Origin of the sequence: Eubacterium maltosivorans, assembly GCF_002441855.2 — a bacterium.
GTDB classification, from domain to species: Bacteria; Bacillota; Clostridia; order Eubacteriales; family Eubacteriaceae; genus Eubacterium; species Eubacterium maltosivorans.
Map to the genome: position 1 here is coordinate 1,569,515 of NZ_CP029487.1, position 18,180 is coordinate 1,587,694.

The window sequence follows — 18,180 nt, forward strand, 5'->3', positions numbered from 1 at the left end:
TTTTCCCTTCATTATTTTATATACTTTAAATTATAACTATTTTATTATAACAAAAACAATTATAACTTAAAAGAGAAAGAGATACAAGGAATTTTTATATTCCTTGTATCTCTTTTTAAATATTAGTTTCACGGTTAGGATGATAGTCTGGAACGATTATTTTCAACTGGTCAATCACCTCGTCCATCGTCCCGCCATCAACAATTTGTTTCAATTTTTCAAGCTCATCACATATTATGATTTCATCAAAAACTTCTGGTTTTTCAACAAAAATATCCTTATACCGTGTTTTATCAAATTCAGCCATATCATAAGAAAGCTCTTCATACAGTTTTTCCCCTGGTCTCAGACCCGAAAAGACAATCGGCATCTCTGTATAAGGTTCGTAACCCGAGAGACGGACCATACGCTCAGCCAAATCCTTGATTTTCACCGGTTCCCCCATATCCAGCACAAAGATTTCTCCACCGTGTGCAATGCTGCCAGCCTGGAGCACCAGCTGCGTGGCCTCGGGAATGGTCATAAAAAACCGCTCTATATCAGGATGAGTCACTGTCAGCGGTCCCCCGTTTGCAATTTGTTCTTTAAATATAGGAATAACGCTGCCATTGCTTCCGAGAACATTTCCAAAACGCACAGCGACAAATTCCGTTTGATGATGCTGATCGTAAAGCTGAATCAGCATTTCACAGACCCGTTTGGTCGTTCCCATCACATTGGTGGGCTTGACAGCCTTGTCTGTGGATATCTGTACAAATTTTTCGACTTGATATTCAACACAGGCGTCCAAAACATTTCTTGTACCAAAAATGTTGTTTTTCACGGCTTCTTTCGGCGTTTTTTCCATCAGCGGGACATGTTTATGCGCCGCCGCATGAAAGACCACCTGCGGACGGTAACGTTCAAATAAGCTGTCAACGCTGACCTTATCGCGAATACTGGTAATCTCCAGGTCCAGGCGTATACCGTAGCCACTTTCAATTTCCAGCTCATGGATATAGCGGCGCAGCTCGAGTTCCAAATAATACAGCGTGTTCTCATAAATATCGAGTATAACAAGCTGTTTCGGCTGATACTTGATGATCTGGCGACAGAGCTCGGAGCCAATAGAGCCTGCTCCACCAGTCACCAAGACCACCTTGCCCCTGATAAACTCAGAAATAACGCTTTTATCCAGATGGATTTCATCCCGGTCTAATAAATCCTCTATCTGTAGGTCTCTCAGCTTACTGAGGCTGACGTCATAATTCAGGATATCATCGAAGCTCGGCAAAACACGGACAGGACGTCCTGTTTTATGGCATATCTCCGCAATCTCATTCATTTCCTTTTTAGGAACAGAAGGCAGTGCGATAATAATTTCGTTAACCTGTTCATCCTCAACAATTTCAGGAATATCATCTCTTCCGCCTAAAACTGTCAGACCATTGATTTTCTTTTTCTGTTTATAAACATTGTCATCTACAAAACCAACGACATAGCTTTTCATCTCGCCTGCTGCCAGCTCTCTCAGAATCTTGATACCTGCTTCGCCTGCCCCCACAATCAGGACATTCCTGCAGTTGCCTTTACCTCCGACACCCTGTTTTATACGTCTCCCCGTTCGGTAGAAAATACGGATCGCACCGACCATGATCAAATCAAATACAAATGACAGAATCTGAACGGTCGTCGGAATTCCGGCGCCAATGGCAAAATACAATACAAAAGTCAGAATATTTGCAAGAATAACAGAAAAAGTTATCTGCCAGAGCTCCTCAATGCTTGCATAGCGCCAAAGGGTATTGTACATGCCAGTGATGAAAAAAACGACCACCTTGATGCCGATCCCCATGGCTAAAAACCAACGCGCACCACTGACAAAATTAAAAGGGATTTTGAAATTGTAGGTCAGCAAAAACGCAAATAAATAGGATAAAAAAAGTACCACAGCATCTAAGAAAATCAGGAATGCGACGCGTACTGCCATATCCTTGGAATCTTTTTTCATTAACTTCTCCCATGTTCTCAGACATATTAAAAGCATTATTGTTTTAATCAATAATGCCTTCTAATTAATTTATTTATAAGTGATTATACTATTAAACAACCAATAAATCAATTTTTTATTTTATAAATCATCTATTTTTTGTGCTGTTAATTTTAACAGCATTGTCGAATATTGAGAACACATTTTATTGAATCTTTTCCAGGGTAATTAAGCATACCTCCGGGTTGTCGAGGATGCGGACCGGTATGGTTCCGCTGCTGCCAATCCCTCGGTTCACAAACATAACCTTATTATTTATGTGATAGTCCCCTGCATAGTACTGCGGCCAAAGACTATACTCTGGAGAAAACATTCCCCCTTTAAAAGGCACATAAATCATCCCGCCATGAACATGGCCTGCTAATGTCAGGTCTGCTCCCCAGTCGGCATAAGCTTCAAAGTAAAGTGGGTTATGGGCCATCAGAGCCACAAACCGTGAATCCTCCGCAGAACCAATCAATTCGCCAATATGCTCTGATGTCAGCTTGAGCTTATCGAAATCCGGGTTTCTTCGGTCTCTGTAATAGGTCATTTCTATTTCCAAACCATACAGGTCAATGCTCTCACCATCTTTACTCAAAACGATCTTCTCATTTTCCAGACGAGTAACGCCCAGCTCTGCAATATTTTCAAAATATACGCCGGCACTTTTAGGATCTGTTATTTCATCAACGGTCTCATGATTGCCTGCTGTGTAATAAATCGGAATATCAGGATCTATCTTGGGGATCAGTTCCAGAAACACCTCTCCGTCATCATCCTGAGCGGCATTGAGCATATCACCGGTCGCCACAATAATATCTGGCTCCAATTCATTAATCGTCCTTGCCAGCCCCTCGTTATTATCCGAAAATTTTTTCGAGTGAAAATCCGATATCTGTAGTATTTTATAACCATCAAAGACTTCTGGCACATCCGATGATTTCATGGTATACTTTGTTGTCACCAGAAAATTCTTACCGAGATACAGGTAAAGGCAGCATAAAATAATCACAAAGATGACGCTGGCAATCCCCCAGAGAATTCCGTGGATACGGATATCGCGGATGGCTTCTTTCCATGGCCTTCCATCTTTGATGCGCCTTACCCAGTTGATAAAAATGACAAAACTGATCCCTAAAAGGGCTCCAGTGGTATCAATACATACATCTCTGAGTTCACAGCTTCTGCCCGGAACAAAACGCTGGTGAAACTCATCGGTACACGCATAAAAGAAGCAAACCGCGATCGCCATAAAAAAACGTTTTTTTCGGCAGACCTTTTTTCCGATCGCAGTGTATACCAATATACCCAAAACAAAGTAAATCGAGGCGTGCGCTGCCTTCCTGATAAAAAAACTGATCCACAATTGCAGATGGTTCAGCTGTACCTGTCGTATATCTGGAAAAACGGTCTTAATGGCATGGAGAATGGCCCCGACCACACTTCCGCTTAAGGAGGATGATTCTGTGGAATTCTGTGCAGAAAACATGAAGATAACGCCCATCCACACAACCACGCTTATCCAGAGAACTACTTTCTTTTGCTTTTCATTCATATAATGCTCATCCTCATCCTTTTCAACAATATATTTTTGTCTCATATTTTTACAATAGTATCATATTTTTAAGGGCGTTTCAAGAACAACGACTTTTTGATTCCAGTTCATAAAAGGAAAAAGGACCGTACTTAATTGTACAGTCCTTAACTTTCCTACAATAAATCAGCTAAAATTTTGGCTGTGTCTTAGCCTGTGCCAAAACATCCATAATCTGTTCCATTGAAGATCCGATTGAAGCTTCGACAGCTCCAAAAATCGTTCCCTCAACAACAGGTGTATCGACGATTTTAATCTTTTCAGGATTGTCAGACATTTCAATGGCCATTTCAGAAGTCATGATGGCTGATCCCATATCGACCAGCATAATAACGCCATCGTCGGACATAACTTCGTTGATCGCATTGGTAATTTTTTCCATATCTGTACCAATGCTGCCATCCTGAAGGCCGCCTGCCGCCGCAATTTTCGCATCGGCTGCCATCTGCAGCGCCAGTTCCTTTGCACCTTCCGCTACTTTCTGTGAGTGTGAAACAACAACGATTCCTACCATGGTTTACGCTCCGGCCTGTTCTCCGGCTTCTTTCGCTGCCTGAATTAAATAGGTAATGGAGGTTGCTCCAGGGTCCTGATGTCCGATGCTGCGTTCACCCAGATAGCTTGCGCGGCCTTTAGTCGCAATAATTGTCTTGGTGTATTCAACGCCGTCCCACGCGGCGGCTTCAGCGTCCGCCAGTGCGGCGGCGATGCTTTTTCCTTCCCCAACCGCTTTGTCATAGGCTTCTTTAGCCGGCACAATGGCGTCGAGCATGGTTTTTTCACCAGTGGTGGACTTACCGCGCTGCTTAATTCCCTCAATGGCGGCTTCCAGAGCTGCGCTGATATCCTCGGCGGTCAGTTCATCTTTTCCCTTGGAAGTCATTCCAGCTTTCATGAAAGCAGTGCCGTATAACGGGCCAGAAGCTCCGCCGACAGTGGAAACCAATGTCATGCCAACACCCTTTAAGATATCGTCAATATTTTTTTCTTCAAATGTCGGTAATTTTTCTTCAACGGCTTTCATGCCGCGGCTCATGTTAATACCGTGGTCGCCATCACCGATGGCCTGATCCATATCGGTCAAAGCCTGACGGTGTTCCTGCATTTTATCATTAAACAGGTGAATAAAAGTTAATACATTTTCTTTTGTTGCTGCCATAATTAATTCCTTTCTACTATTAAAAGAAACACAAAGACACAGAGCCGGAGGTTCCGTGCTGTCTTCTCCATACCTTCTCCGTGTCTCTGTGTTATTTTTAATATGCTCTAAAATGACAGGCCAAATCGGCCTGTCATTATGATATCATATCTAATTTAAAGAATTACTTAAAACTGAGTTAATGCAATAGTATCTGCCGGTGCGTTCAGCAGTTCCTTCATTTCATCATCCAGTTTTAACAGACTGATGGAAGCTCCAGCCATATCAATGGAGGTCATATAGTTGCCAACAAAGGTTTTAGCGATCTTAATGCCCTTTTCGGTTAATACGTCGTGAACGCGTTTGTTGAGAATGTAAAGTTCCATCGCAGGTGTTGCACCGCCGCCGTTAACCATAACAGCAACCTCGGAGCCTGAGTAGTCAATATCTGCTAAAATCTTTTCAAGCAGATGGTCTACGATTTCGTTCGCTGGTCTTAAAGCTTCGCGGTGGGTTCCCGGTTCGCCATGGATACCAATACCGATTTCCATTTCATCCTCTGCCAGTTCAAAGCCTGGTTTTCCTGCCGCAGGAACGGTTGATGGTTTAATGGCAACGCCCATGGTACGTACATTGGCGATAACTTTTTCAGCAACAGCTTTAACATCTGCTAAAGGAGCGCCTGCTTCTGCCTTGGCTCCGGCAATTTTATGAACAAAAATTGTTCCGGCAACACCACGGCGTCCGGTTGTATAAAGACTGTCCTGTACTGCAACGTCATCGTTCGTAACAACAGAAGCCACTTCAATGCCGTCACCTTCTGCCATTTCAGCAGCCATTTCAAAATTCATAACATCACCGGTATAATTCTTGATGACTAATAATACACCATTTCCAGCGTCAACTGCTTTAATGGCTTCATAAACCTGGTCTGGTGTTGGAGAGGTGTATACAGCGCCGGCTACCGCAGCATCCAGCATCCCTCTGCCGACAAAACCGCCGTGGGCTGGTTCATGTCCGCTGCCGCCGCCGCTGACAAGCGCTACTTTCCCTTCTTTTTTATCTGCTCTTACCAGTACGTCTAGGCCTTCAAGGCGTTTAACATAATCCGGGTGGGCATCGACGATCCCTTCAAGCATCTCGTTTTCAACGTTTTCAACATCATTGATAAATTTTTTCATAAGAATTCCCTCCTAATGAACTTTGCTTATTTGTTTTATACTATATCACAGTTTTACCCAATTGATAAGTTAATTTTTCAATTGGCAAAATTTTATGTTTGTTGAACAAAAAAACACTCTTTTCGTCTGTAAAATGATTTTTGGGGGATTTAGCATTATTTCTGAAAAAAATTTCAGAATCTGTCTGAAGCCGCTTAAACAGGCGGCTTTCGGATTTGTTAAAAAATTAACTTTTTTTTTAGGTTGTAAATCCTTTACACAATATCCAGATTGTGCTATAATATCATTAAATCGAACTGAGTGCGACATACCTTATGTAAAGGTGATGTAATCGCAGACATGTCAGTAGAATTGTTGTTATCTAAATATTGGGCAGGAGTCTAGGAGGGCCATACTTTCGCATTGCATAAAAAGAATATGTTAATGTTGTTAGTCTGTGCCTTTTTTTAATGAGAACTGTACCATTTATCAACACTTGATTTATTTATGCTGATAGTATCTTCAGAAGCATAATTAAATAAATATATTTTAATTTATTTTAGGGGGTTATACTTATGTCTAAAAAGTATGTATTAGCACTGGATGCCGGAACCACAAGTTCAAGAGCGATTTTATTCAATCACGAAAGCGAAATTGTAAGCGTTGCACAGAAAGAATTTACTCAGATTTATCCAAAGCCAGGTTGGGTTGAACATGATCCGATGGAAATTTGGGCTACTCAGAGTGGTGTTGTAAGTGAAGCAATGGCGAAAGTTGGCGCAACCGCTGATGATATCGCTGCGATCGGTATTACAAACCAGCGTGAAACCACCGTTGTTTGGGATAGAAAAACAGGCGAACCTGTCTATAACGCAATTGTTTGGCAGTGCCGCCGTACCGCCAGCTATGCTGATGACTTTAATGCCATTCCTGGCTTCGCTGATTATGTTCAGGACAATACTGGTCTTATTCTTGACCCATACTTCTCTTCTACTAAATTATTATGGATCTTAGACCACGTTGAAGGCGTTCGTGAAAGAGCTGAAAAAGGCGAATTAGCATTTGGTACCATCGACACATGGCTGCTCTGGAAATTAACTGAAGGTAGAGTTCACGCAACAGATTACTCTAACGCTTCCAGAACCATGCTTTTCAATATCAAATCACTCAAATGGGATGAAAAATTATGTTCTGAATTCAAATGCCCAATGTCCTTATTACCAGAAGTTAAACCTTCCTCCGGTGTTTTCGGAACCACTACCTTATTCGGCGGCGAAATTCCAATTGCCGGTATCGCTGGTGACCAGCAGGCTGCTCTGTTTGGACAGGCTTGCTTCGAACCTGGTATGGCTAAAAACACCTACGGTACAGGCTGCTTCCTGTTAATGAACACAGGCGAAAAATTCGTTAAATCTACAAACGGCTTATTAACAACCATCGCATGGGGCCTTGACGGACAGGTTGACTATGCTCTTGAAGGTTCTATCTTCGTAGCTGGCGCTGCTATCCAGTGGCTGAGAGATGAATTAAAGATCATCGATACCTCCCCAGACTCCGAACATTTCGCTAAGAAAGTTCCAGATACAAATGGCGTATACATGGTACCTGCTTTCACTGGCTTGGGTGCTCCGCATTGGGATGCTTACGCTCGTGGCGCGATTGTTGGTTTAACCCGTGGCGCAAACAAATGCCACTTAATCCGTGCAACTCTTGAATCTTTAGCTTATCAGACAAAAGACATTCTGGATGCTATGGAAAAAGATTCCGGCGTATCTCTGAAATCTCTCAAAGTTGACGGCGGCGCATGTAACAATGATTTCTTAATGCAGTTCCAGGCTGACATCCTCGGTGTTCCAGTAGACAGACCGTCTATCGTTGAAACCACCGCTATGGGTGCTTCCTACTTAGCTGGTTTAGCTGTAGACTTCTGGCATGGTAAAGAAGAAGTTACCGACGCATGGAAGATCGACAGAACCTTCGAACCAATGATGGATTCCGAAGTTCGCGCTAAACTGTACAAAGGCTGGGTAAAAGCCGTAGAATGTGCAAAAGGATGGGAAGAAGCTGAATAAGCCTCTTTATTGTCAAAAGTAAAAATGAATGGTTTTTGTCGGGGAGTTTTTGGACTTTCCCGACAAAAACTTTAACAAAAGTATAAAAAGTCTAAAAAAACTATTTACCTCCGAATGCCTTTATGCTAGAATACAGGCATAGATGAGTTTAAGGAGGACCTAATGTCGACAAGAAAATGTTTTCTTATGTTTCAAGCGAATCCGATCATCGCCGCTGTCAGAAATCCTAAGGATATCCACGACGCCATCGCGTCGGACACACAGATTATTTTTTTACTTGGCGGGAATATCTACAACCTCAAAAAAATGGTTGAGTATGTGAACCATGCCGGTAAATATGCCTTTGTTCATCTTGATCTTATCAAAGGATATGCGCAGGATAATTATTTCATCAAATATCTAAAGGAAGAGATTACCCCAACTGGCATTATCTCGACGAAGAATTCTCTCGTCGCCCGCGCCAAGCAGGAAGGTCTGATGACTATACAGCGTTTGTTTTTATTGGACTCGTCCGCCATGGACGTTTCGATCAACTCGGCAAAAAAGATCCGGCCTGATGCCGTTGAGATTTTGCCCGGACTCGTTCCCAAGATTATCCACAGTGTAAAAAAGGAACTGACGGTTCCGATTATCACTGGCGGATTTATCGAGACAGAAGAAGAGGTTCGTTCTTGCATCGACGCTGGTGCGATCTCTGCCAGTACCTCATACAAGCCTTTATGGGACGCCTTTTCAAGCATAAAAAGTGAGCAAAAAAATAGAGAAGATGACCCCCTTAAACCTGAGGGAGAATAAAAACTAAATCAATGGCAATGGAGAGCCGCACTAATTTTCTTAGTATTTAAAATTTCTGAGAAAATTGTGTGGTTTTTTTATTGAACAACTAACTTTGTCTATATTTTAAATATATTATAACAAATCAAGGAGGATTTATTATGTATGATATCGCTATTATAGGCGCTGGTATTGCCGGTTCCTACATAGCCCGGGAGTTATCCCGCTTTCAGTTGGATGTGGTTCTGTTGGATGGAGAAAATGATGTGGGAAATCAGATCACCATGGCAAATTCAGCTATCGTTCATGCTGGTTTCGACGCACCTTCCTATAAATTAAAGGGTAAATTTAATGCACCTGGAAACATCATGTATGAAAAAGTATGTGCTGATCTGGATGTGCCGTACAAACGCACTGGTTCCCTGGTCGTTGCCCATACTGAACACGAAATGATGAAACTCCACGAACTCTATCAGAATGGTCTGGTTAATGGCGTTCCGGATATGCGTATCCTGTTCAAGGACGAAGTCCATGAAATGGAACCAAACTTGAATCCTGATATTTGCGGTGCTTTATACGCTGGTACTGCCGGCCTGGTTTCACCTTTCGAATTATGCGCCAAGGTTGCTGAAAATGCAGTTGACAATGGTGTTACACTTAAATTGAACCATCTGGTAACCAATATCCAGAATAAAAACGGTTCCTTCTTAATCAAGACCACCGGCGAAGACATCGAAGCCAAAATTGTTGTCAACGCTGCCGGCGTTTATGCTGATGACATCTATAAGATGGTTGGAGAGCCTTACTTCAAGCTTTTAGCGCGTAAGGGTAACTACTTCATCTTTGACAAAGAAGTTGGCGGGCTGGTTAACAACGTTATCTTCCCCTGCCCAACCAAAAACGGTAAAGGTATCCTCGTTGCCCCAACCGTACACGGCAACCTGTTAATCGGACCAGACGCCTCCCCTGTTGAAAAGGGTGATATCTCCACCACACAGGATAGGCTCGACTACATTAAGGAAAACGCATTGAAAAACTGCCCGACCTTAAAGAACAGCTTCAACAAAATTATCCGCTCTTACGCAGGAACAAGAAACACGCCTGTTGCGGATACCTACACTACCACTGACGGCGACTTCATCATCGAAGAATCTCCGGTTAAGAATTTCGTCAACTTTGCTGGTTACGAATCTCCGGGCCTGACCTCTATTCCGGCTGCCGGCTGGTATGTTGTTGAAGAAATCATTATCCCAATGCTCGAGCGCCAGGGCATCGACGTAAAGGAAAATGAAAACTTTAATCCTAAAAACAGAAAACACGTCTACTTCAACGAACTGTCTGAAGAAGAAAAACGTGAACAGATCGCTAAAGATCCTAAATACGGTAAGGTCATCTGCCGTTGCGAAACCATCACAGAAGGCGAAATCCTTGACGTTATTCACCGTAGCGCTGGTGCAACCACTGTTAAAAGTGTTAAAAAACGCTGCCGTGCCGGTATGGGACGCTGCCAGGGTGGTTTCTGTTCTCCAAGAGTTGTTGAAATCTTAGCGAGAGAACTGGGCTGTGAAATGGATGATGTTATGTACGACTCCAAAGACAAGGCATACATCCTGTGCGGAAAAACAAAATCTAACGGGGAGGAAGCATAAGCAATGATTTATGATGTAGTTATTTTAGGCGGCGGCCCTGCTGGCCTTGCTGCGGCTGTAGAAGCAAAAAAAGACGGTGCTGAAAATGTGCTGATTCTGGAACGTGACCGTGAACTCGGCGGTATCCTGAACCAGTGTATCCATAATGGATTCGGCTTACATACATTTAAAGAACAATTGACAGGTCCTGAATACGCAGAACGTTATATTGACCAGGTTGTTGAGCTGGGAATTCCCTATGAGCTAAACACCATGGTCCTCGACATGGAAGACAAAGGCGATACAAAAATCGTCCATGCCATCAACGAAGAAGACGGTTATACTGCCATTGAAACAAAATCCGTTATCCTGACCATGGGCTGCCGCGAACGTACTGCGGGTGCCATTGGTATCCCAGGCTACCGTCCCGCTGGCGTTTTCACCGCCGGTACCGCACAGCGCTTTATCAACATGGAAGGCTACATGGCTGGTAAGGAAGTTGTAATCTTGGGCTCCGGCGATATCGGACTTATCATGGCTCGTCGTATGACACTGGAAGGCGCTCACGTACAGGCTGTCTGTGAATTAATGCCTTACTCCAACGGTTTGGTTCGTAACATTGTACAGTGTCTGGATGACTATGATATTCCGCTTAAATTATCCCACACCATCACCTTTATCCACGGCAAGGACCGCATTGAAGGCGTTACTGTGATGCAGGTCGGTGATGACCGCAAACCAATTCCCGGAACAGAGGAATTCATTCCATGTGATACCCTGCTCTTATCCGTTGGTTTGATCCCTGAAAATGAAATCTCACGCAATGCAGGCGTTGATATTGATGGCCGTACCAGTGGTCCGGTTGTTGGTGAACTGCGTGAAACCAGCATGCCTGGCGTGTTTGCCTGCGGTAATGTTGTACATGTGCATGACCTGGTTGACTTTGTATCTGAAGAATCTGTACTGGCTGGTAAAGGCGCTGCCAAATATATCAAAGGTGAATTATCCACCGAAACAAACTTTGACACCGTCAACGGCGAAGGTATCTCCTATGTTGTACCACAGCACGTTTCTTTAGCGAACATGGACGATGCTCTTACCTTCTACATGCGCGTCCGCAATGTTTATGCCGACAGTGTTGTCAATGCTTATATAAACGGCGAAAAGATCGCTACCAAAAAAGCCAGAAAATTCCTGCCTGCTGAAATGGTAAACTTCAATATTAAAAAAGAAGTACTGGAAAAATACCCAAATGGTAAAATAGAATTTATTGTCGAACCGAAGGAGGCAAAAAAATGAAAACTAATGTAACATGTATTTCATGCCCTTTAGGATGCCAAATGGTCGTTGAAGAAAAAGACGGCAAATACACTGTAACGGGCAACACCTGTAAAAATGGTGAAAAATATGGGATTGAAGAAGTCACCAACCCTAAACGCGTAATTCCGACCACTGTTGTGATCAACGGCGCTTTAATGGCCCGTCTGCCTGTCAAAACAGCCGACGCTGTGCCAAAGGGTAAAATCTTTGATGTCATGAAAGAAATTGATAAAATTGTCGTCGACGCTCCTGTCAAAATGGGCGATGTCATCATCAAAGACGTTTTAGGCACCGGTGTGGATGTTGTTGCGACTAAAACCATGCCACGCGTATAAATCCTCGTTCTTTACCTACTAATCTCTTATACATAAAAAGAACCGCTCAGTTGGGCGGTTCTTTTTATTAGCTGTATCAGTCTTTTATTCCTCTTCTTCATCATCCACAGGCTGATAAGTGGTTCCGTTGATAACCAGCGAGCCGTCTTGCCAGATGGCATTGGCGTCAATTTCGTATTTAGCCTCCTTGCCATCATTATTGATGTAAGTAAGGGTCGCCTTTAATGGGTCCTCATCGCTGGACATGGTAATGGTATAAGGTGAGCTGCCTGTATCTGAGCCGTTCTGCCATTCAAGAGAACGATCCTGGTTAAAGATGATCCTGGAATCGCCGCTCTGATAGGTGCCGCGGATATAGGCTGTAAACATCAGCGCGCCTGAGCTTTGATCGGTCTGTTCCATATTTTTAATGGTGTAGGTAGCCTCGACCACCTTACCCTTGCTGCTGCCCTCTTTTGTGTAAGCCTTCAGGGTTGAGTCATAATTGATCTTCAGTGGCATTTCAGGATTATATTCATTGCCGCCGTCCCTGGGGTCGGAGCCGTCAAGGGTATAATAAATCGTCCCGGTTCCGGCATTTGAAAGGGTGATTTCCTGTTCGCCATAGTATTCTCCTGATTCCAGAGATATTTTTGTGGTCAGATCCTTTCCGCAGCCACTGAGCGACGGGATCAGGAGCAAAAGAATCATAAAAAGTGCGATTAAATGTCTCTTTTTCATTTCTTACCTCTTTTCCTTGATAAATCTATTATATAACGGTTTCATCAAAAAAGAAACCCTTATTTATTGTCATTTATACCCATTCAGTCCTTTTGCGAACAATGAAAAAAGCAGAAGCATTTAACTGCTTCTGCTTTATGCTTATTCAACGCCTATCAGAATACCTGCACTCCAAAGAGCCTCTTCCACCTCATCCAGAATGTTCTCGGAATCTGCTTCCACGGTGTGATAATGCTCGCCTCCTGTAATATCGGTCAAAGGCTTTACACCATGGTTTTTGACCTTGTCCACAAAGAGGCGCACATCCCGTCTGGAAAACACATTGAGCTCAGCTTCAATTTTGCCGTAAATGGCATGTCTGACAAAAACATCCACAGCCCTTGCGCCTGCATCCACGATACGGTTAAGCTCATCCTCGATCTGTTCAGGCCCGTGGCTGACTTTAAAAACCCGGCTGACATAAGCAGGCTGGGTCATAATATAACCGCGGTGTGTGGAGATAATGCCCGGGCAGCTGGCCCGGATCAAGGCGATATCCTGAACGATAACCTGCCGGCTGACATGAAATTTTTTCCCCAGAAAGGTGCCGGATACAGGGATTTTAGTCGCTTTGAGCACATCTATAATCTCTTTGCGCCGCTGTTCTCCGTCCAAATAATCACCAACCTTTCTTTTTCTGTATTCTACGCTTCAATAGGCCTGAGATTCTTGAGTGAAAAGTCCAGAATGGGTGCAGAATGCGTCAGCGCACCGCAGGAGACATAATCGACGCCAATCTCAGCAATCTCACTCAGACGTTCAAGGGTAACATTACCTGAACACTCCGTCTCGGCACGGCCGTCAACCATCGCCACTGCTTTTCTCATGGTCTCACTGTCCATGTTATCCAGCATAATAATATCCGCTCCGGCCTCGAGGGCTTCCTCCAGCATTTCAAGATTTTCAACCTCTACCTCAATTTTGCGTACAAAAGAGGCATACTCCTTTGCCATAGCCACTGCCTTTTTCACACTTCCCGCAGCACCGATATGGTTATCCTTCAACAGAATACCATCTGACAGATTATAGCGGTGGTTATGGCCGCCGCCAACCTTGACAGCGTACTTTTCAAAAACACGCATATTTGGCGTAGTTTTACGCGTATCCAACAGCTTTGTCTGGCTGCCCTCCAGCACGTCGGCCAGACCTCTGGTATAGGAAGCGATGCCGCTCATACGCTGGAGAAAATTCAGAGCAGTCCGTTCGCCAGTGAGCAGACAGCGGATATCACCGGTGACAATGCCGATAACGGCGCCCTCTGATACCTTATCGCCATCCTCATAGTAAAGCTCAAAGGCAGCGGTATCGTCTAAAAGCTCAAACACCCGCCTGAAAACACCGATTCCGGCCAGCACACCATCCTGCTTACAGATGAGCTCTGCCCTGCCCTGCCGGGGCTCACGCATGACCGCGTTTGTGGTAATGTCCTCACTGGTCACATCCTCCCGCAGGGCACTCATTATTGCCTCGTCAACATTTATTTTAATTGTTGCACCATTGTTCATAAAAATGTGTGTCCTCTCTCTTAATTTCTTCTAATATCAATGATTTGTAGTCTGGAACCACTTCAGGCGCTGGCAGGATCGAGGGCGCCCGCAGCCCAAAGGCCATGCTGCGCCGCGGCTCTGCCGCAATATGCCGGGCTGCCCTTTCTGCAAAAACCAGGCTCTCCAACAGAGAATTGCTGGCGAGCCGATTGGCCCCGTGAACGCCGTTGCAGCTGGTTTCCCCCACTGCGTACAGATTTTTAAAGGAGGTGCGGCTGTCCAGGTCGACCTCAATACCGCCCATAAAGTAATGCTGTGCCGGTGTGACCGGGATAGGTTCCCTTGTCATATCGTAGCCCTCCTCCAGACAATGCCTGTAAATATTGGGGAAGCGTCCCTTAATGGCCTCTGCCCCGAGATGGACCACAGATAAACGCACATACTCCTTGTGATCGATGGCTTTCTGCTTCTCAATGGCCTCAGTCAGCAGATCTCTGGGAAGCAGCTCATTGACAAAGCGCTCGCCCTTGGCGTTTAATAGGATACCGCCCTCTCCCCTGACGGATTCGGAAATCAGGAAGGAACGACCCGGCTTCTGGGAATACAGAGTGGTAGGGTGAATCTGGATATAATTGATGTTTTTTACCGCAATGCCATGACGGATGGCAATGCCCAAAGCGTCCCCGGTAATGTGGGGGTAGTTGGTGGAATAGCGGAACAGACCGCCAAGGCCCCCTGTGGCCAGTACAATGTTTTCCGCATAAAGCGGAAAGGTGTCACCTGTTTTGCTCCTGGCTATAATACCAGAGCACCGGTTGTTTTCGCAGATCAGATCGATCATGGTGGTAAATTCATGAAATTCAATGTTTTTCCGAGTTTTTACCTGTTCCAACAGCTTGCTGGTGATTTCCCTGCCGGTCACATCATCGTGAAACAGGATTCTGGGGGTAGAGTGGGCTCCCTCACGGGTAAAGGCAAATGCGCTGCCCTCCCGCCTGAAATCCACACCGTAGTGAACCAGCTCGTCAATGATGTGAGGTGAGCTGTTGATCATCACTGATACAGCCTGTGGGTCATTCTGGTAATGGCCGGCTTTCATGGTATCCTCATAATAACTTTTATAGTCTTCAGGGCTCTTTAGCATACAGATACCGCCCTGAGCCAGGAAGGAATCGCTGTTTTCAGCCTCATCCTTGGTAATCATGATAATTCTCAAATGCTGGGGCAGCTTAAGGGCGCAAAACAGGCCTGCCGCTCCGGTTCCGACGATAATAACATCGGCATGATTCTTCATTTTCACACACTTCCTTACTGTGCTAACTCGTGCATTTTTTTAAGGGAACGGGACGCCTGCACACGCAGTTCCTCATCCATCTCCATTGTATTGTCAAGGGTTTCCAGGGTATGCAGAATTTTTTCCAGGGTATTTTTTTTCATATTCTCGCAGATACAGAGGTCATCGACCATATAAAAGGCCTTGTCCGGGTACTGCTTTTTCATCTGGTGCATGACGCCCTCCTCGGTAGCGATGATGTAGCTGTCGCCGCCATCCTTTCCGGGGAAGTCGATGATACCTGAGGTGCTTCCGATATAATCGGCCAGCGCCAGTGCATCTGGGATGCATTCGGGGTGCATGAGCACCTTGGCTCCGGGATGGTCTTCCTTTGCTTTTCTGACAAGGGCTTCGCTGATACGGGCATGTGTTGGACAGAAGCCATTGTGGAAATAGAAGGTTTTTTCCGGCAGCTTTTCAGCGATGTGGCGGCCAAGATTGGAATCCGGTACGAAGTAGATTTCCCTCTGAGGCATGGCGGCCACGACGCGCTCAGCGTTGGACGAAGTGACGCAGACATCGGCCCAGGCTTTGGTTTCGGCGGTTGAGTTGATATAGCAGACCACAGCCGCGTCAGGGCACTCTTTTTTGAGCTTTCGGATATCCTCAGGCGTTACCATGTGGGCCATTGGGCAGTCGGCCTCCAGATCCGGCAGGAGCACGGTTTTGTCCGGACTCAGGATCTTCGCACTCTCTCCCATAAATTCAACGCCGCAGAACAGGATGACCTTTTCACTGGCCTCTGCTGCTTTTTTGCTGAGCAGGTAGGAGTCTCCCACATAATCAGCTATATCCTGGATGTCTCCGGTCACGTAGTAATGGGCCAGAATCACAACATCCTTTTCTTTTTTGAGCTCTAAAATCCGCTCAACCATTTCGTTCATAATTCTCCTCCGTGTATACAGTCTTTCCAATTATTATAGCATCTGTCTTGTCACATAACAAGTATCGATGTAAATTTATCAAAGTTTTTGCTGAAAAGCCCATAAAAAAACCCCTTTGCCACTAAAAATCCCTGACAAAGAGGCCTTGGACTGATTTATTCTCAGCCTGTAATAAACTGCACAGTAAAGAGATTGCTGTTTAAGATCAGCAGAAAAATAAGAACGCTGATGATGGAAACATAAACCCGTTTCTGAAGCTTGCCGGGGGTCTCCCGCCCCATAAGCACCAGATCCCGGATGCCAAAAATCATGATAAACACAATAACAGCGTTGACACCAAGGGTATCATAGGAAGCAAATGTCGTGGGCAAAAGCACCAGATAATACATAAAAGCCAGTGGCACAAAGATCAACAGCAGAATAACATCCGCCACCTTACGTCTGGTTTTATAATAAGTAACCAGCGACAGGATAAAGAAAAACAGGACGCAGAGTACAAAAATACCGGCCACTATTTGGTTATAGGGCGTCACCGCCAGATTGATGGGGTCTTTATAGTAGACGGCTGAGCCGAAAAAGGCCTCAACGATCTTATTCAGACAGCCTGGCACTACGGTACCGAAGAACCACAGCAGGCGGCCGCCAAATGCCCCGAGTGAGCTTACCGGGTCCAGCCCAAGGTTCAGCACCCGCTGTACTGAGCCTGCCAAAGCCTGAGCAATGCCAAAATAGATGGCAGTCCCCCACACAAAGAGCAAAGCAAAAAAGCCGACGTATTTCACTGAGGAATTGGCTGCCCTGTTAAAATAAACGTAGCCGGTCAGCAAAACAAAAGTCACCATGGTGGGAACCTGAGCCAGCAGAAAGGTTACAAGCAAAAAGACCAGTGACAGCAGCAGAGCAATATAAGCGGTTTTAAGGTCACGGTCTGCCAGGGCGCTGTCAAACCGGTCATACAGAATAACACAGACGCCGGCACAGCAGACGGCTGGAATAAAGGAAACCAGACTCGCATAGGCGGTAAAATCTGTGATCACTGAAAAGGCCATAAGAACTGTGGTTACCAGAAAGGCCACCAGGTCATTGTGGGATTTGCTCCGGCGCCACTGGTCCAGCAGCAGGCCAAAAAGTACAAGAAAGGCCACGTTAAAGGCTCTGAGCATCCAGGCACTTTCTGGTGTCAGGCCTGAAAAAAGATTTTGAAGAATGCCCTCAAAGGCCCGTCCATTCTCGATTGCCCGGGGAATATTCTCATCAAAGGTCTGGGTAAAGAACAGGTAATCTGTCGGGTAACGGAACTGCGGCAAAAGCAGCAGCAAAGCGGTTAGGATAATGACAACGGAAAGCACAACACCGTACCAGTTGTATTGCAGCCACTCCTTCGGTGTCTTTTGGGGGCCGTTATTGGTAATGTACCACACCACCGTACCGGGAATACCTGGAAATAAAATTAAGAATGCAATTTCAAGAGGCAGCGGCCCGCCCGGCAGCACAGGAATTAAAACCGCCCCCAGGGCGATCAAAACAATAAAATAAGCAATAAAGCCATTTCTGAGCCTTCGATTGTCACCAATGGTTTTTTCCATTTCAAATTTCTCCTTTTTTTATCATATTCTTTGATTACCCAAAGGCGTCTGAAATGAAACAAATAAAAAGGCAGCGTGTCTTCTATGCACGCTGCGCAA

General features: G+C 45.0%; 16 protein-coding genes. 5 read left to right on the forward strand and 11 right to left on the reverse strand.

Features of this window, described 5'->3' with window-relative positions; all coding sequences use genetic code 11:
- Window positions 1-115: 115 nt before the first annotated feature.
- The 5 genes from CPZ25_RS07755 to dhaK form a co-directional block, all read right to left on the reverse strand.
- Window positions 116-1,990: a polysaccharide biosynthesis protein gene (locus tag CPZ25_RS07755; RefSeq protein ID WP_224168742.1), complete on the reverse strand. Its 1,875-nt coding sequence runs from the start codon at window positions 1,988-1,990 to the stop codon at window positions 116-118.
- Between the two features lie 184 nt (window positions 1,991-2,174).
- A complete protein-coding gene (locus tag CPZ25_RS07760; protein WP_167495188.1) occupies window positions 2,175-3,566 on the reverse strand; it encodes a VanZ family protein in 1,392 nt (463 codons plus the stop codon).
- 169 nt (window positions 3,567-3,735) lie between these two features.
- On the reverse strand, window positions 3,736-4,119 hold the full coding sequence (gene dhaM / locus CPZ25_RS07765) for a dihydroxyacetone kinase phosphoryl donor subunit DhaM (protein WP_013381369.1): 384 nt from the start codon (window positions 4,117-4,119) through the stop codon (window positions 3,736-3,738).
- Window positions 4,120-4,122: 3 nt separating this feature from the next.
- Window positions 4,123-4,764, reverse strand: a complete 642-nt coding sequence (dhaL, locus tag CPZ25_RS07770; protein ID WP_058693810.1) for a dihydroxyacetone kinase subunit DhaL — start codon at window positions 4,762-4,764, stop codon at window positions 4,123-4,125.
- A gap of 167 nt (window positions 4,765-4,931) precedes the next feature.
- A complete protein-coding gene (dhaK, locus tag CPZ25_RS07775) occupies window positions 4,932-5,924 on the reverse strand; it encodes a dihydroxyacetone kinase subunit DhaK (RefSeq protein WP_038350668.1) in 993 nt (330 codons plus the stop codon).
- 554 nt (window positions 5,925-6,478) lie between these two features.
- Between dhaK and glpK the strand changes: the two genes are divergently transcribed.
- The 5 genes from glpK (at window position 6,479) to CPZ25_RS07800 (ending at window position 12,032) form a co-directional block, all read left to right on the forward strand.
- Window positions 6,479-7,975 (forward strand): glycerol kinase GlpK, encoded by a 1,497-nt coding sequence (gene glpK, locus CPZ25_RS07780; RefSeq protein WP_013381373.1) that lies wholly within the window; start codon window positions 6,479-6,481, stop codon window positions 7,973-7,975.
- Between the two features lie 162 nt (window positions 7,976-8,137).
- Window positions 8,138-8,770 (forward strand): glycerol-3-phosphate responsive antiterminator, encoded by a 633-nt coding sequence (locus CPZ25_RS07785; RefSeq protein ID WP_058693809.1) that lies wholly within the window; start codon window positions 8,138-8,140, stop codon window positions 8,768-8,770.
- A 140-nt stretch (window positions 8,771-8,910) separates the two neighbouring features.
- Window positions 8,911-10,398 carry an NAD(P)/FAD-dependent oxidoreductase gene (locus CPZ25_RS07790; protein WP_096920431.1) on the forward strand — a complete coding sequence of 496 codons (1,488 nt, stop codon included), beginning with the start codon at window positions 8,911-8,913 and terminating at the stop codon, window positions 10,396-10,398.
- Between the two features lie 3 nt (window positions 10,399-10,401).
- On the forward strand, window positions 10,402-11,676 hold the full coding sequence (locus CPZ25_RS07795; protein ID WP_058693807.1) for an NAD(P)/FAD-dependent oxidoreductase: 1,275 nt from the start codon (window positions 10,402-10,404) through the stop codon (window positions 11,674-11,676).
- Complete coding sequence (locus CPZ25_RS07800) at window positions 11,673-12,032, forward strand: DUF1667 domain-containing protein (RefSeq protein ID WP_013381377.1); 360 nt, start codon at window positions 11,673-11,675, stop codon at window positions 12,030-12,032. The genes CPZ25_RS07795 and CPZ25_RS07800 overlap by 4 nt, the downstream gene beginning before the upstream one ends.
- 84 nt (window positions 12,033-12,116) lie before the next feature.
- Here CPZ25_RS07800 and CPZ25_RS07805 read toward each other — a convergent pair whose 3' ends face one another.
- From CPZ25_RS07805 to CPZ25_RS07830, 6 genes are all read right to left on the reverse strand, one after another.
- Window positions 12,117-12,752 (reverse strand): chitobiase/beta-hexosaminidase C-terminal domain-containing protein, encoded by a 636-nt coding sequence (locus CPZ25_RS07805; RefSeq protein ID WP_058693806.1) that lies wholly within the window; start codon window positions 12,750-12,752, stop codon window positions 12,117-12,119.
- 141 nt (window positions 12,753-12,893) lie between these two features.
- Window positions 12,894-13,406, reverse strand: coding sequence for a transcription repressor NadR (locus CPZ25_RS07810; RefSeq protein WP_096920430.1), 513 nt, complete (start codon window positions 13,404-13,406; stop codon window positions 12,894-12,896).
- 29 nt (window positions 13,407-13,435) lie between these two features.
- The gene (gene nadC / locus CPZ25_RS07815; protein ID WP_096920429.1) at window positions 13,436-14,296 is read right to left on the reverse strand and encodes a carboxylating nicotinate-nucleotide diphosphorylase; all 861 of its coding nucleotides are present in this window, start codon (window positions 14,294-14,296) and stop codon (window positions 13,436-13,438) included.
- Window positions 14,274-15,572, reverse strand: coding sequence for an L-aspartate oxidase (locus CPZ25_RS07820; protein ID WP_074617631.1), 1,299 nt, complete (start codon window positions 15,570-15,572; stop codon window positions 14,274-14,276). Before CPZ25_RS07820 ends, nadC begins: the two co-directional genes overlap by 23 nt.
- 14 nt (window positions 15,573-15,586) lie before the next feature.
- Window positions 15,587-16,495 (reverse strand): quinolinate synthase NadA, encoded by a 909-nt coding sequence (nadA, locus tag CPZ25_RS07825; protein ID WP_096920428.1) that lies wholly within the window; start codon window positions 16,493-16,495, stop codon window positions 15,587-15,589.
- Window positions 16,496-16,656: 161 nt separating this feature from the next.
- Window positions 16,657-18,081, reverse strand: coding sequence for a hypothetical protein (locus CPZ25_RS07830; RefSeq protein ID WP_096920427.1), 1,425 nt, complete (start codon window positions 18,079-18,081; stop codon window positions 16,657-16,659).
- Window positions 18,082-18,180: the final 99 nt, after the last annotated feature.